The organism is Thermoproteota archaeon, assembly GCA_030130125.1.
In the GTDB taxonomy this organism is placed as follows: Archaea; Korarchaeota; Korarchaeia; order Korarchaeales; family Korarchaeaceae; genus Korarchaeum.
On sequence record JARZZM010000003.1, the window covers coordinates 1 to 14,175 of the forward strand.

15 protein-coding genes, 1 tRNA gene, 1 rRNA gene and 1 other RNA gene are annotated in these 14,175 nt (G+C 52.7%); 8 read left to right on the forward strand and 10 right to left on the reverse strand.

Features of this window, described 5'->3' with window-relative positions; all coding sequences use genetic code 11:
* The 5 genes from QI197_00670 to QI197_00690 all read left to right on the forward strand — a co-directional run.
* A 23S ribosomal RNA gene (locus QI197_00670) occupies positions 1 to 1,293 on the forward strand; the annotation flags it as partial.
* Positions 1,294 to 2,489: 1,196 nt separating this feature from the next.
* Positions 2,490 to 2,936, forward strand: a complete 447-nt coding sequence (locus tag QI197_00675) for a HEPN domain-containing protein (protein MDK2371893.1) — start codon at positions 2,490 to 2,492, stop codon at positions 2,934 to 2,936.
* On the forward strand, positions 2,911 to 3,303 hold the full coding sequence (locus QI197_00680) for a nucleotidyltransferase domain-containing protein (protein MDK2371894.1): 393 nt from the start codon (positions 2,911 to 2,913) through the stop codon (positions 3,301 to 3,303). The genes QI197_00675 and QI197_00680 overlap by 26 nt, the downstream gene beginning before the upstream one ends.
* Before the next feature lie 1,070 nt (positions 3,304 to 4,373).
* An RNA gene (gene rnpB, locus QI197_00685) (RNase P RNA component) lies at positions 4,374 to 4,661 on the forward strand.
* A gap of 339 nt (positions 4,662 to 5,000) precedes the next feature.
* Positions 5,001 to 5,074, forward strand: a tRNA-Met gene (locus QI197_00690).
* Positions 5,075 to 5,330: 256 nt separating this feature from the next.
* On the opposite strand, the gene QI197_00695 is transcribed toward QI197_00690, so the two are convergent.
* Entirely contained in the window at positions 5,331 to 5,474 is a 144-nt protein-coding gene (locus QI197_00695) for a hypothetical protein (protein ID MDK2371895.1), read from the reverse strand.
* Positions 5,475 to 5,687: 213 nt separating this feature from the next.
* On the opposite strand from QI197_00695, the gene QI197_00700 reads away from it, so the two are divergent.
* Complete coding sequence (locus QI197_00700) at positions 5,688 to 6,596, forward strand: LAGLIDADG family homing endonuclease (protein ID MDK2371896.1); 909 nt, start codon at positions 5,688 to 5,690, stop codon at positions 6,594 to 6,596.
* Between the two features lie 13 nt (positions 6,597 to 6,609).
* On the opposite strand, the gene QI197_00705 is transcribed toward QI197_00700, so the two are convergent.
* The 8 genes from QI197_00705 to QI197_00740 form a co-directional block, all read right to left on the reverse strand.
* Complete coding sequence (locus QI197_00705) at positions 6,610 to 7,320, reverse strand: hypothetical protein (GenBank protein ID MDK2371897.1); 711 nt, start codon at positions 7,318 to 7,320, stop codon at positions 6,610 to 6,612.
* A gap of 244 nt (positions 7,321 to 7,564) precedes the next feature.
* On the reverse strand, positions 7,565 to 7,801 hold the full coding sequence (locus QI197_00710; GenBank protein ID MDK2371898.1) for a type II toxin-antitoxin system HicA family toxin: 237 nt from the start codon (positions 7,799 to 7,801) through the stop codon (positions 7,565 to 7,567).
* On the reverse strand, positions 7,794 to 8,030 hold the full coding sequence (locus QI197_00715) for a type II toxin-antitoxin system HicB family antitoxin (GenBank protein ID MDK2371899.1): 237 nt from the start codon (positions 8,028 to 8,030) through the stop codon (positions 7,794 to 7,796). The genes QI197_00710 and QI197_00715 overlap by 8 nt, the downstream gene beginning before the upstream one ends.
* Before the next feature lie 614 nt (positions 8,031 to 8,644).
* Positions 8,645 to 8,776, reverse strand: a complete 132-nt coding sequence (locus QI197_00720; protein MDK2371900.1) for a hypothetical protein — start codon at positions 8,774 to 8,776, stop codon at positions 8,645 to 8,647.
* The gene (locus QI197_00725; protein MDK2371901.1) at positions 8,773 to 8,982 is read right to left on the reverse strand and encodes a hypothetical protein; all 210 of its coding nucleotides are present in this window, start codon (positions 8,980 to 8,982) and stop codon (positions 8,773 to 8,775) included. The genes QI197_00720 and QI197_00725 overlap by 4 nt, the downstream gene beginning before the upstream one ends.
* A gap of 334 nt (positions 8,983 to 9,316) precedes the next feature.
* The gene (locus QI197_00730; protein ID MDK2371902.1) at positions 9,317 to 9,730 is read right to left on the reverse strand and encodes a hypothetical protein; all 414 of its coding nucleotides are present in this window, start codon (positions 9,728 to 9,730) and stop codon (positions 9,317 to 9,319) included.
* A complete protein-coding gene (locus QI197_00735; GenBank protein ID MDK2371903.1) occupies positions 9,730 to 10,698 on the reverse strand; it encodes a Fic family protein in 969 nt (322 codons plus the stop codon). Before QI197_00735 ends, QI197_00730 begins: the two co-directional genes overlap by 1 nt.
* A 310-nt stretch (positions 10,699 to 11,008) precedes the next feature.
* The gene (locus tag QI197_00740; GenBank protein MDK2371904.1) at positions 11,009 to 11,272 is read right to left on the reverse strand and encodes a hypothetical protein; all 264 of its coding nucleotides are present in this window, start codon (positions 11,270 to 11,272) and stop codon (positions 11,009 to 11,011) included.
* A gap of 542 nt (positions 11,273 to 11,814) precedes the next feature.
* Between QI197_00740 and QI197_00745 the strand changes: the two genes are divergently transcribed.
* On the forward strand, positions 11,815 to 12,297 hold the full coding sequence (locus QI197_00745) for a hypothetical protein (protein MDK2371905.1): 483 nt from the start codon (positions 11,815 to 11,817) through the stop codon (positions 12,295 to 12,297).
* A gap of 70 nt (positions 12,298 to 12,367) precedes the next feature.
* Positions 12,368 to 12,688, forward strand: coding sequence for a prefoldin subunit (locus QI197_00750; protein ID MDK2371906.1), 321 nt, complete (start codon positions 12,368 to 12,370; stop codon positions 12,686 to 12,688).
* A 134-nt stretch (positions 12,689 to 12,822) separates the two neighbouring features.
* Here QI197_00750 and QI197_00755 read toward each other — a convergent pair whose 3' ends face one another.
* Positions 12,823 to 14,169 carry a DHH family phosphoesterase gene (locus tag QI197_00755; GenBank protein MDK2371907.1) on the reverse strand — a complete coding sequence of 449 codons (1,347 nt, stop codon included), beginning with the start codon at positions 14,167 to 14,169 and terminating at the stop codon, positions 12,823 to 12,825.
* Positions 14,170 to 14,175 lie beyond the last annotated feature (6 nt).

Consider the following 14,175-nt stretch of genomic DNA (forward strand, 5'->3'; position numbering starts at 1 on the left):
CGATCCCCGGTGACCGTACCGAGAACCGACACAGGTGCGCTGGCTGAGAAGGCCAAGGCCTGTCGGTCCTAACGCGGGAGAGGGAACTCGGCAAATTGGCCCCGTAACTTCGGGAGAGGGGGTGCCTGCGTTCCTGGGCGAGAGCCTGGGTCCGCAGGTCGCAGTGACAAGGGGTGCCCGACTGTTTAACAAAAACATAGTTCCCCGCGAGCCCGCAAGGGTGTGTACGGGGGATGAGGCCTGGCCAATGCCGGTACCTGAAGCCCGGGTACAACCGGGTGAAGGGCCGGTGAAAGCCGGGAGTAACTCTGACTCTCTTAAGGTAGCCATATGCCTTGCCGAATAAAAATCGGCGTGCATGAATGGCTTAACGAGGTGCCCGCTGTCCCCTCCCGCGGGCCGGTGAACCCGCATCCCGGTGCACAGACCGGGACGCCCCAGCGGGGAGAGAAGACCCTGTGGAGCTTCACTGCAGCCTGGCCTTGCGGTACAGCCGGGGATGCAGAGGGTAGGCGGGAGCGATGTGGCGGTCCTCCTGGGGGCCGCCGAAGCGCCGATGGAACACCGCCCTTCCTCGGCTGTGCCGCTGACCGCTCCGGCGGGACAGGGCTAGGTGGGCAGTTTGGCTGGGGTGGCACGCCCCTGCAAAGGTATCAGGGGCGCCCAAAGGCGGGCTCAGGCGGGACAGAAACCCGCCGTAGAGGGCAAGGCCAAAAGCCCGCCTGACTGGATCCCTAAACGCGTGGGATCCAGGGGTGAAAGCCGGGCCTAGCGAACACTCGCGCCCTCTCGATGAGGGCCGGGTACGACAAAAAAGTTACCCCAGGGGTAACGGAGCTGTGGCGGGCGAGAGTCCCCATCGGCCCCGCCGCTTGCTTCCCCGACGTCGGCACTGCCCATCCTGGGGGTGCAGCAGCCTCCAAGGGTGGGGATGTTCGCCCATTAAAGGGGAACGTGAGCTGGGTTCAGAACGTCGCGAGCCAGTTCGGTTTCTCCCTGCTGGGGCTGCAAGGCCGCCTGAGGGGAAGGGACCCTCAGTACGAAAGGAACAGGGTGCCGGGGCCTCTGGTGTACCGGTCGTCCGCAAGGGCGGCGCCGGGTAGCCACGCCCCAGGCCGATAAGGGCTGAAAGCATCTAAGCCCGAAGCGGCCCCCGAAAATAGGCGGCCTCGCCCCTCGTGGGGTTAGGGCGCGGGTAGAAGACCCGTTTGATGGGGGGGTGGTGTAAGGCAGGAGGGGCTTTGCCCCGGACTGCCTCAGCCTACCCCTCCCAAAGCCCGAGCGCGACCGACCTAGCGCCAGCCGGCGTAATCGCCAACTATGCGGGGCGCGTCAATCCGTAATTACATACCTGTTCCTTCTGTTTACTTTGTCACCGATCTCTAACCTCTATTTATGGCTCTTTGATAGGCGCCCTCTCACCTCAGGAGTCAGCAGTATTCATTTTAGGGCTCGCTCTGTCTGCAGGCTTGATTTCATCTATATGTATACTGTTTTCACTATTCATGCCACCTGGGGAGGCGCAATATTGGCTCGAGATGGCTCTCCTCTCAGCACTAGGATGGATATACCATGGTCTGCTAATTAATCCCTCCATAGACGATTCTGGTAGGGAGTTTGTCCGTCATTTATTATATGGTTTTATAGATCCGACCGTGCTAGCGAGCGAGGCCTTGGGAATCGTCATGTTGATGACTATAATAGCTGAGTTACCTGCGGAACTTACACCCTTACAGGGTGAATAGTAGTATGAGGTTAATCAGGTATCTGACTATAGAATCGACTTTGTTGAGGATAGGGGATCTAAAAATGGTGGTTCATTAGAGCAGTTGTAGGATCGGTGGTTGCCTTCATCTCGGGCATCTCCCTTTTATTTGTAGTTAGAGACTTACTAGTAGCCTACGTGTCACTACTTGGTATCTGGTATCTCGTCTCAGCTTTGATACTGGACACATTTCTCAAAGCGAAGGAGAATGGGATCATGGAACTGATTTTACAGAGGTTCGGGGGCGTATATCTCTCGATTAAATATGCTATATGCCTTTTTATCACTATTCTATCATCCGTAATTACCGTGATTTCTACTTTCCTAATTTCTCTAAGCATTATTGAAGCTAGAACAGAGGCGCTAACTCCTCTGGTAGGTTTTTGCTTCGTTGGCCCGACGTTATTCATCACTGTGTAACCATGGTATTAATTATGGGGTGGGTGGTAGGAGGGTTTTAGACGGCTTTTCTTTTGTAGAGGGAGGATTGTTCCTGATCATGCTGTTTACCCCTCGTCTGTGGGCAGATATATTGACCGGATCAGCAGTGTTAGTAGCGATCGGTGGGTCTATCTTCACTGCAATACTCATGAGCTGTTACTTCGAGAAAGCGGACAGATCTAAGCTACTGACTAGCTGATGGATTAGTCTTTGTGTCTTCGTACTTGTATTCCTCAGAACAGAGTGTGCTTGCATAAGCCTTACGTCAAGCCCTTCTCGTTAAATATTTCCAAGAAATTGGAATACGTGGAACCCTCATGAGGGGCGAAGCAAGAGATGGCTCTCCGAGACGAGATGGAACCTAGAGACCGCCAAGATATTGCATGATAGGGGGAGATACAACGCTGCTTGCTTTTACGCTCATCAGGCCGCGGGGATGGCTGTCAAGGCTCTCCTGATAACTAAGAACGAGTCTCCTTGGGGCCACGGCGTGAGGGCCCTGCTCGAGAGGTATTCGGAGATCAGTGGTGAGGACGTGTCCCTCTTCTTACCTCACGCTAGGGAGCTGGACAGGCACTACATCCCCTCCAGATATCCGAACGCCCATCCATACGGGACACCCCACGAGGCTTACGACAAGCCAACCTCCATAAAGGCCATCAGAAGCGCGGAACTAATATTGGGTTACGTGGAGGGTAGACTGGATGGATCTCAGGAAGCTGGTGAATAGGATAAGGGAGAGGTACAGGGTCTACGCGATCATACTCTTCGGCTCACGGGCCAGGGGAGACTGGCTCCCTCACAGTGATTACGATCTTCTCATCGTGGCCGACTTCCAAGAGCCCTTCCTAGACAGAGTCTACGAGCTATCCGGATTGGCGGAAGGTCCAGTGGAATCCCATCCCTACACCCTCGATGAGGTGAGGGAATTACTGAGGAGGGGCGTTCCATCGATCGTTGATGCCCTCGAGGAGGGCATCGTCCTCTACGAGGGGGAGGAGTTCAGGGAGGTGAGGGAGCTTTTCGAGGAGATGAAGAGGAAGGGGCTCAGGAGGAGCGGTGTATCGATCATATTGCCCGGAAGTGATCAGCCGTAGGTCTCTTCCACGCCTCCACCCAGCTGGGGATCTGGTGTTCCCGAGTTTTATCGACCATTCACCCTTCAATACGCTTCTAACGTCGGATATGAAGATCTGAGGTGTGTTACAAGATCCCAAGCATCCACAGTAGCTGTAGTAGGGGCATGGATCCCTCTTCGTGTGGGTCATCATGTAGCTGGCGAACATGATGCCCCTTAGATCCCTCAGCTCCAGCCCGCACGTCCCATTAACCAAAGTGTTAGCAGAGCCGCACGACCCTCCGCAGTTAGCTGCGGGCTCCCTGCCCGGTAGGGTGATCAGCGCTACGCCCTCGCCCATGCCCAGGAACCTCGCCCTGAAGATCATGTGAACATCGCATGCTCTGTGGGGCGGTTCATGTCTCGTGCACCCGCTTGCCCTGCCACGCTCATAGTAAAACCACCAGACATCTCCTTCGGGGTACACGAGCCCATGATATATCTCGTTGCACCTCCACATCCCATCTCCGTAACCCTCTGACGGTCCGGTAATCCTCCTCCACCCCCTCTCCTCCCTAACCCAGAGATCAGCCACACCTCTCAGGGGATCCAAGAGGGTCGACGGTAGGTCGGCGAAGACTCTGGAAGGCACGCTGCGGGAGGCCAGCTCCGACGCTAGCATCTCGATATAGTGAATGTCGTGACTCCCGTTGAGGGACCATATGATAACGAATGGGAGGGTCCTGTTGATTCGCTCGGCGTAATCGAGCAGCTTCCTTACCTCTAACCTGTCGAACTCGAGTGGGGGGACGACGAGTATGAGGGAACCTAGCTTCCTCCCATATCTCTCGAACACCTCCTTCTCCTTAGCGTAGTACTCAACATTAGGGAGGGATTTGAGAAATATCTCCTTCACAGGATTCCCCCTGGGGACCAAGCTTAAGATCAGTCCACCGATGAGCAGGAGAAGGAACAGAGTATTAAGATCTCTCCTATCGATTGTGGGATCCATGCGTCCTTTCCTAGGTCGTATTGGGTGCGACGTTATAAGATCTGATGCGCTGCCCTCGAGTCAGTTTTTAATTTCGGGGGGAGCGATGAATTAGGGGGGAGAGGAGGCCGGGGGTTACGGCCGTAAGGCTGAGGAAGGTCCGCCCACGCCCCCAGCACCGCCTCCCCGCAAGGGGATACCCCGAGAGGGGCAGGAAGGCCCACAGAAACGACACGTCCCTCGGGGCATGGCGATGATGCCGGCGAGGCAGAGGACCCCGAGGGGACCGGTGAAACGGGGCCCCGGCGGTGTGCAAGCCAGTCCCCGCGATGAGCAGCTGGGGCGAGCGGGGGGTAGGCGCTCAGCCGAATCCCCCCAGTACAGAAGGCGGACTATGGCCTCCACTCCCCTCCTCTCAGTCCTTCACCCAACGCCGATCCTTCGTACCTAGCTCGCGCGCAGCTACGATTTAGCTATTCCTAATTGCCGGATCCGACTCGAGATTCAAGGTACGAAAGTGAGAGGGGGAAGTCCAAAGGACGATTCATCACGGCGGAGGTCATGACGTGGTATACAAGCACCTCCGGAGGCCGTCCGCTCCCCATGAGATGGAAGTTCTATAGGGAGTATCAGTGTTTCATGATGGAGGAGAGGTGCTCTCAAGTGAAAAGGAGGAAGGATAGCCCTCTGCGACTTGGGAAATCTTTAAATATGGGAAATTCGGGTATAGGATAGCGGGGCAGGGCAGCGGGGTGGGGCAGCCTGGTAGCCCGCCGGGCTCATAACCCGGAGGTCGGTGGTTCAAATCCACCCCCCGCTACTTAAAAATTTTTAACATCACTCACGTTTTTGATATATATTTCCTATTCATACCGAGATGTCATTAAAATTATTTACAATATCTCCTTCAAAAAACCAGCCCTCTGTCTCACAACTCTCGTTAGCGTAATTTTGATCTGATTTGGGGCCTTTAGACCAAGATAATTTATATTAAGGGGTTTTAAAGCTGCAACACACCATTGTGATAGTCGCTATAAAGGGTCTCCCTTCATTTCGGCCGATACAGGATCTCAATATTATCTCCCCTCTCTCTTGGCTAGCTCTATTAACCTTCTTATTATTTCATCGTAGGTTTCTCCCTTCCTCCCAAGACTCTTGAGCATCTCCCTGGTCTCTTTTGATATCTGGATGGTTGTTAGATCCCTTCTGGATCTGGGCATCGTCGTTACGGATAACCTATACACTATTAAACTTAATTATGTGTTATATATAATTACACATAGTAGTTATATAATTCTGGAGGCAGAATTATGGATTGCTTATGGTAAGCAGGAAAACAAGGGGGTCTGAAAGCTACTCCTGGAGGGAGGCGTATCCCTCATGACTTCAGAGTGGAGCTCTACTATTTCGTTAGAGAGCTTCGTGATAGAGGGATGAGCTATCGTGAGATTCAGAGAATTGTGGAGAGGGAGCACGGTATCAAGATAAGCAAGTCCCACATATCCTACTGGATTCGTGGCCTTCATACCCCGTTAAACGAGCCCTACAATCATGTCGATACTTCCAAGGAGAGCGAACTGGCGTGGATAGCTGGGATGTTCGTAGGAGACGGTTCCATAAAGATCAACAGGAAGGGCCATTTTCTGGTGCTGAAGGTCAAGGATAGAGAGCTAGCGGAAGCTGCCGCTAGTAAACTGGCAGTTGTTCTGGAGAGGGAAAAACAGTACGCGGTAAACAGGATGGGGGATGGTAGATATTACGTGCAGGTCCAGTCGAGGGAACTAGTCGGTCATCTGGTAAGGTGGGATAACATTCTCTCGCATCTAGAGAGAAGCCCTAAGGAGTTTATTCAGGCATTCTTCGATTGTGAGGGCGTAGCTGTGGGATATGTTGGTGCATCTGGCAGGTTCTTCGCTGGAATAGACGTAGGTAATACCAACAAAGAGTTGCTCGAGGCCGTGTCCTCGAAGCTCTCTGACATGGGAATTTCATCAACCGTTTCAATGCATTATCCCCGGGGAAAGGTTTTCGTAACTAGGAAGGGGAGGTCTGTGGCTAGAAGAGACTGTTACTTCTTGAGGATATACCAGCAGGAGAGCATCATGAAGTACCGGGAGGAAATTGGGTTCGTCACTCCAAGGAAGCAGGAGAAGCTGGAGGACATAGCTGACATCCTCTCTGAGTTCGGATCTGGACGGGAGGCTGCCGTGGAGTGGATCAGGAGATATGAGTATAGAGAAGGGATGGGCCGCCAGAGGTGGTTCAGGAGGAAGAGGTTCCTTGGATGGAAAGATGCAGTTAAGGAGTACGAGAAATTCCTGGCTAGGAGATCAGGCGATTAATCGTTATTACGGGTCACAGCATTTTCTTCTTTCTACACGCCTCCAGTGCTCTTTCCCACCTGTCCTTCCTCCCGTAACTCTCGAGTTCTTCGAATACCCTCATTAGTAGCTCTCCCCTAAGTCCGGAGCTCCTTATCACACCTAAAATCCAGTTTAGGTTCTTCTTACCATCCAAATAGGCGATCATGGACCTCTTAACGTAATTTATGGAGGCCTTGGCCAGCTCTCCTGAGTACTCCTTACCCTCCGATCTAGTCGCCTGTGCTTTTACCTTCTTTTCCCTCTCCAGTGGCTTTCCTTCCCCCATCTCCTTCATCTTCAAGTAGAGGTCCCTGAGGGTCATGGACTCCTCGTACCTCTTGCCCACCTCCTCATTGGGTACCACCACCCACATGTCCTTGAACCCCTCTCTCTGTACCGGTTTCCTGCTCTTCTTCCCTGTCTCTACCTCTATCCCTATTCCTTCAATCATCAGATCGACATCTGCCCTTCTCTCCACCCTCAATCCAAGCTTCCGGGCTAAGAGGACTATCTCCTCGGTCATCAGCTTGTGAAGGTGATTCTCCGAATCGGAAGGAAGCTCGTAATACACTACTTTCCTCCCATGAGCATCAATAAGCTCAGTTTTCACCACCTGACCCCTATTAAGGAGCCTCCTCAGGTATGTAAGAACGGTAAACTTCGTCCTGCTTACGTCGGTCCCATACTTTTCAGCGATAGCCATAGCTATCGAGGAGTTGAAGTAGTAGGAGGATTAGGGGGATGGGTATTGCCCTCAGCATCTTCCCGAGTATCAGGGGGATCATAGACTACGGTAAAGATGAGCTTTCGTGATAAAAGGGGGTTATCTAGACATTTCATGAAAACTTTCAGGGGAGGTGCTTCCAGCCCCCCAGATCGCTAGAGCTCTCGAATGAACGAATCGGCCGCATAGGTGATGCGCGGAGTCTGGGTTTAGTTAAGGATTGTTAGCAGTCCCTCTCCAATAGTTCGAAGTACTTTTCTCTGGTAAGCCCCGCCTCGGCCATTATAACCCTTATAAGTCCGGGCTTAAGCTTCTTTCCAGGGTGTACGGGTACTACTATCCTGACGTGTTGCTCATTCACTAGTATCACGTGGGAGCCTCTTTGCCGTATAGGCTTGAATCCAAGCTTACTAAGTATCTTAATGAGCTTATAGGGATCTATGGGTGTTATTTTAGGCAACGGCTTTCACTCTCTGAAGACCTACCACCCTACGGCTTAACAGTTCCTTCTTTTCCTCCTCAGAGAGTGTTTCGAGGTATAGCTTAATTGCTTCCCTAACATTACTGATCACCTCATCTAGACTATCGCCTTGGGTATGGCATCCAGGGAGTTCCGGGACGATCGCGACGTATCCTCCGCCCTCATCCTCCAATATAATAACACTAAACTCGCGAATCCTCCTGTCCATGGACTAATCCCCCTCAAATAAATGAAGTTGGTTCTCCAAGGCAGCCTCCAAGGAACTAGCTTCTTAACTTCTAATAAACTATATCCCGATGACGGTTTTCCTACTCTGGGCCTCACTTATCCATACAAGTTTCATAAGCTAATCCCTGCCGGTGCGGTCCCTCCACTCACCTCAGTTCTCTCTTATAGAGTGCTGTATTCCTGCGCAGTGGTCTCAAGCCTGAACTACCTCAGAAATACTCGCACGGTACCCCAAGGGAGATCAAAGCGTTGACACCACAGATCTCAAGCGATAATATGAGGCGAGATGCGAACTCTCCCGCATCATAAGCCGATCTCCCCGCTATCCTCTGGCGAACGGGTGAGCAAGAAAAACATATTTTATGTGTAGTGAGAAATCGCATTATACTAGTTTCAACTTCATATGGTAGCCTAGTTTTTCCACTGTTTGAAGAATATGTGCCAAATCTGTGTCACACGGGTGACTAGTTCTTCATCACGGTTAACGGCTATAGCGGCGGCCAGTAGGTCTGCAAATGCTTGGGGCTTCCCCCATCCTCAGTAGCTCAAGTTGTATTCTATGAGCTAGAATGAAGTCATCTCTGATAGGAAATATCACTCCGCCATTAAAGTGCTTATAGAAAATGATCTTGGATACTCCACGAGGGTTACAGCCGTTATATCCTCTTGGATGGGCTTCTTCTCTCTAACCCTATCGATAACGATACCTGTATCTAGTATGGTCAAGACATCCTCCCCTTCTCCCTACGCATCAGCTCTCCTACGTCATAGATCTCTATATCCTCAGTCAGCTCCTCTGATCTAATACCAAGCATCTCCCTAACATCAGCTACATCAACACGGCCACCAAGCCTCGCTAAAACGGCCTTTATGATTTCCTTCACCTCCTCAGAGAGCCAAGGAGGAATCCTCACTACCACACTCTTAGACACCTACACATCCCCAAGACTATATGAGGCCTAAAGAATCTATAATCTTGTTCGACAATCTACAGCAGGTAGCTCGGAGAGGTTTTAATCTGTGGCGGCCGCCGGGATTTGAACTCAAGACTCCGCGGCTCCGGAGGCCAGCGCTTAAATACCCCCTAACTAATTGACAGTAAGTGGGCAGATATGTACAGTTTTATACCTATTATCCAGTGTATAGGATATTAGTCTAGAAATTTAGCGATATTAATAAAATATTTTGAGAGAATAGAGGTGATCTCCAATGGATATTAACGTCTTTAATGAATAGATGGGTTAGATCTAGTATGCTTGCATGTGATTAGCGAACTGGTAGATAGAAACAACATGTGAGGCCCTTGATTAAGAGAAAGTTAAGCCACTGCATGATACTGCTCCCTTTCCGGTCCCGGAGTTCCACACTTTTCCCTTGTCTCAAAAGATTAGAGGATTGAGGGTTAACCTCTGTCATTGGATATACCCCTCTCAAGGGGAACTGGACCTCGCTCAATATCCTCCTTATGGATTCCGCGTCTGTGGACTCCCTATATCCTCGACAGGATCTTCTAGGAATTTCTGCCGAAAATACCCTGATCGCATCTCCTATGGGTGTCTCAACTACCTCGCTCAGCCTCTTCACGTAACGAAGTCCTGAGCGGAGGCCAGGGAAGCCCCCACCGTAGAGCAGGCGCGCGAATCCCCTAACTAGGGACGTCCCTGCTTCCAGTTTTAGCATCACCTTTCCCTTGACCTCCTAACTGCTCTACTCCTAAGCCTTCCCACCTCATCCTCCGGAATGTACCACCTGCCAGCCAGCTTGACCGCCTTCAAGTACCCCTTCCTGGCAAGCTGCCCCAGGTAGTCGACGCTCATCCCAAGCTCCTTGGCCGCCGTCGATAGGGGAACCATGCCCTCCAGCGATCCCAGGTAGAGGGTCAGGCTCTCGTCCACCGCCCTCGCCACGAGGTTAGTTATGGGTCTGGCCCTTCCCCTGTCGGCCTCCTCCAAAGCCATGTAGTAGGCCCTCCGCCTCTCCTTCCTTATGATGGCCAGTGGGTAGCCCCGTCTCAGCAGGAGGAGGTTCATCAGGAGCCTAGCCACCCTCCCGTTCCCGTCGGTGAAGGGGTGTATGGCCGTGAGGTAGGCGTGGGCCACGGCAGCCAGCTCGATCGGGTGGAGTTCATCGGAATTCACGGCGCCGTTCAACCAGTCAACGAACCTCATCATCAATCCCGGTACTTCCGAGGGAGGGGGAGGTACGTGACCCGATCCACCGATGAAGACCTGTTCCCTCCTGTACTCGCCCGGTCTCGCTTCCCATATTCCCATCATCACGAGGTGGTGCAGCTTGAGTAGGTCGAACTCCTCCACCCTCTCAGCGCGAGAGAGATCCTCCACGTACCTCAGAGCTTGAAGGTGGTTCCTGGCCTCCAAATGATCTCTCAGGGGCTTTCCTGCTACAGTTATACCCTCCTCTAGCACGAGCCTCGTCTCCCTGAGGGTGAGGGTGTTCCCCTCTATGGCGTTAGTGTTGTAGACGTACTCTATCGTCAGGAGGTTCCTCAGCCTAGCTAGGGCCTCTCTGCTGAGCGGGCGCTCGGAGCTGATCCTCTTGAATCCCTCCTCTATCCTCGCCATGAGCGCCGGGGCTATCAGCGGGGACCTAGCTTGTTCCAGCAGGAGAAACCTGTATCGACTAATCATGCTTTCCATATTATCGATATAGTTAGTGCTATATAAAGGATGACCACCGCCTCTCGGTAGGTCGCGCGTCGGGGGTCACCCCTCGTTCCCGCTCTTAAATCCTTCAACAGCTTTATCCCATTGGCTAGCCATGATACAGCTCTCTAAGGATTAATCATATTCTGATACCTCGCGCGTGGCTCTGAAGCGATCATTTCATGCCTCACACGACTAGTTCCCATCTACGGTTTGCGGCTATGACTCGCGCGCTGTGGAGGCCATCTGGAGGAAGTGAGTCCCCTATTTTTCACGCTCAATTAACCACTCGCGATTACGGATATAACTTCACTGGCCTCCAAACCCTGACGGGATCCCTCACCTTTGGCGCGAGTTTGGGGTAGGACCTTATAGCTGGATGTATGCCTGAGAAATTTCGTTGTAGCGGTTCCAACGAGTCCCTCTTCCACAAATTCCTCCCATACTCATCTCTAACTGCTGCCGTGGTGGTCTCCGCAGAGAAGATCGGTTCCAAGCTCTCAATTCCCTCGGTGTCCATCAGTGGTTGCCCTATCATCCTCACTGTATCCACCTTCATCTGGATGCTTCACTACAACGGACGTGGTATCGAAGCCTGCGAATCAGAAACAATCCAGCAGATCCTCCTTGGCTACTGTCCTCGTACAGTGCTAACGGGATATCTCCCCCCTATATCTACGGTGATGATACCCTCGGCATCCCTTCCGCCTTAACTCCAATTGTAGCTACTACCTCAGCACCCAAGGGCGATGATATGATCTTCCTGCCTAAGAACCATCCCATATTCGATGACCCTCATATTCCCACCCTGCCTTGCCGTGGTGCAGCTCTAGGTTTTTACTATCTCAGCGTACTCCAGCGCGACTTAGGCTGGCCGCGCGATCGTGTACAGCAAGAACTTCGGGATATCCATCACCTTCTAGTGAGTCAAACCTCGCTCTGTGATTCCACATAAACTTAAAAAGTATGAATATTTATTAAATTATTTCTACATATCTTCTATTTAACTCTCCCTGCAAATTAAATTTCTTGAGCTAAACGAATCTTGGATATCGTGAGGGGCTGTTCAACTTTTTAGCCCTATGGGGTGGGCACCTACCGATGGCCGAGATCCCAAGTGAACCATCCCTCTTCAGAACTGAGTGTGGCTTCTTATTGGTGGCCGGGCTGCTTCCCAGTGATAAGTTGCCTCTATCAGCCTTACCCAGTAGAATAGCCTTAGTTCCCGTCGAGTTAGTGGCTTCCCTGAGGCATATCGTCATGGCAGCGTTCAGAGCTTGCAGGGCCCTTAACACGGGGAAGAATGTAGCTGAAGCATTCGCCTACGAGCTGGGAGCGTGTCTCATGGGTGTGAGGGAGGTATCTAGGATAAGACAGGCTCTCTCATCTTCGGGCCCCAAGGTGTTCGTCTCCATCTGCAAGGATGTGGGTGACTGTCTGAGGCCGTTGATGACCATGTTAGCGTGGGGTTCTCGCCTCACCGATGTCGATCCCAGATATAGGCCAGACGACCTGCCCTCCTGTTCCGGCAATGTTGAGGCCCTAGCGATGGAGGAGGGCGCCATGCTGGAGCTGGATCGGTGAGGCGAGGGAAGGGAGAGGGGAGAATGGGATACCTTTTAAAGAGTAGTAGTTAGAAGCGGAGGAGATGGAGATGTCTTCCGAGGATTTCCTGCAGGCTAAGGCGGAGGAGCTACTCAACGAGTTGAATCAAGTGGTCACTCAGATATCGACCCTGAAGGCCGAGCTCGCCTCGGTGGACGAGGCGCTCAAGAGGCTGGAGAAGCTGAGCGATGTGGAAGAGGTCTTCGAGAGGGTTGGGGTGGTCTATGTCAAGAGGGACAGGGAGTCCGTGATAGTCGAGTTGAAGGCCACCAAAGAGGCGCTCGAGTCCACCATAGGGTCGCTGGAGAAGAGGGAGAGGGACCTCAGGGAGACCTTGAACAGGATGCTGCAACCCTCTCAGGGCGGTTAGCCTAGAGTTCCGATCTGATCTGGGGGTGTCTGCGTCCCAGTTTCCATTTCATTAATTTATCGATTTCCTCAACCTCGGATCCTCGCCTATCTAAGTACCGCGGTATTGTGTGCCCTCTCAGGGATGGATTCGATTCACTCGAGGTAATTGAGAAGTGTGGATTCGAAGGCCTTCTTCCCTTCCTTGGGTATCTGAGCTCCGGCAGCCATCTGATGCCCCCCACCCGTGCCACCGGCCTCTTTAGATGCCGTCCTGAGGAGTTCGTCGAGGTCTATCTGTTTAGAGCTTCCCCTTCCCGTCAGCCTGGCTGACACCTTTATCATGCCCTCATCGGTGTGCGCGTATCCCACCACGACGTCGGCATCCCTAAGGGATTTGCTGAGTATCGATGTGACCGTGCCGATCATGGTGTCCTCGGCCAGGCCCTCATCTATGAAAGCTATTCTGCCGACTATTCTCGGCCTGGCGCTTCTCAGTACCTGGGATAGGACCCTCCTGTACGACTGTTGCAGCTCGAGCGCCTTGTTCAGGATCTCCCCCCTGAGGCCAGAGGCTAGCAGGGCCCCTACGTGGCCGCCACCCATGCGTCCGCAGGCGTTGAGTACGGTGGCAAAGCTGCTCAGGTCCCTGAGAGGTGAGCCCTTTGGTTCCTTGAGGTATATGTATACGTTACCCACCAGGGTTTTGGCCTTCTCCAAGCTTTCCATCCTCTTGACCAGCTCGTTCGTCAGGTCCCTCTTCTGCTCCTCCGTCAGGTCGGAGAGGGTGGTCCACCTCTCTCCCACCTTTATGGGTATTCCTAGGGACTCGACTAGTGCCAGCGCCCCGGCCGAGTTGTTGGATACCCCTTCTATGAAGGGATCCACCGTCCTCTCCAGCGACGCGACCAATGGGTAGTCCGGGCCTCCGAAGAGCCTGAGATCCGGTCTCACCTCTACCAATCCAGATTCGACGGCCAGCTTCAATATCTCAGCGTTGAGACCCCGGAAACCATCGTCCTCCTGGACATCGCCCAGAGCTCCGGTTATGGCCATCGGAGCCATGCCCGGATCGTCCAGCATCTCGTAATACAGTAGGAAGGCCACTCCTGCACCGCTGATCTCCCTATCACCGTCAAGTCCGGCTAAGAACGGGTTGAGGATCCTTATGCCTCCTATATCTCCCTCGGGACGGTGGTGATCCACTATGAAGACCTTCTTCCCTAGGTAGGATATTACCTCGAGATCACCGGATCCCAAGTCTGAGAAGAGATATATCTCGTAGGGCTCCTTCCTCAATTCCCCTATTAGGGGCTCGCTGACGTATTTGACAATAGTGAGGTGAAAGGGGACGTTAAGCCTCCTGAGGAGCGAGATCAATATACCGGCTGAGCTCAGGCCGTCCGCATCCAAGTGGCTTACCAACCTTACCGTGCCCTCAAAAGAGTTGTACAAGTCCTGGGCGAAGGACTTGACGTGATCCCGGAACCGGCCTATTTCCAAGGGAAC

What these genes read in the sequence shown, in the direction of transcription:
- QI197_00695 (MDK2371895.1), bottom strand. Translation starts at nt 5,474, where the DNA reads ATGCCCAGATCCAGAAGGGATCTAACAACCATCCAGATATCAAAAGAG.
- QI197_00740 (MDK2371904.1), bottom strand. Translation starts at nt 11,272, where the DNA reads ATGAAGGTGGATACAGTGAGGATGATAGGGCAACCACTGATGGACACC.
- QI197_00680 (MDK2371894.1), top strand. Translation starts at nt 2,911, where the DNA reads ATGGATCTCAGGAAGCTGGTGAATAGGATAAGGGAGAGGTACAGGGTC.
- QI197_00745 (MDK2371905.1), top strand. Translation starts at nt 11,815, where the DNA reads ATGGCCGAGATCCCAAGTGAACCATCCCTCTTCAGAACTGAGTGTGGC.
- QI197_00750 (MDK2371906.1), top strand. Translation starts at nt 12,368, where the DNA reads ATGTCTTCCGAGGATTTCCTGCAGGCTAAGGCGGAGGAGCTACTCAAC.
- QI197_00735 (MDK2371903.1), bottom strand. Translation starts at nt 10,698, where the DNA reads ATGATTAGTCGATACAGGTTTCTCCTGCTGGAACAAGCTAGGTCCCCG.
- QI197_00705 (MDK2371897.1), bottom strand. Translation starts at nt 7,320, where the DNA reads ATGGCTATCGCTGAAAAGTATGGGACCGACGTAAGCAGGACGAAGTTT.
- QI197_00715 (MDK2371899.1), bottom strand. Translation starts at nt 8,030, where the DNA reads ATGGACAGGAGGATTCGCGAGTTTAGTGTTATTATATTGGAGGATGAG.
- QI197_00700 (MDK2371896.1), top strand. Translation starts at nt 5,688, where the DNA reads ATGAGCTATCGTGAGATTCAGAGAATTGTGGAGAGGGAGCACGGTATC.
- QI197_00730 (MDK2371902.1), bottom strand. Translation starts at nt 9,730, where the DNA reads ATGCTAAAACTGGAAGCAGGGACGTCCCTAGTTAGGGGATTCGCGCGC.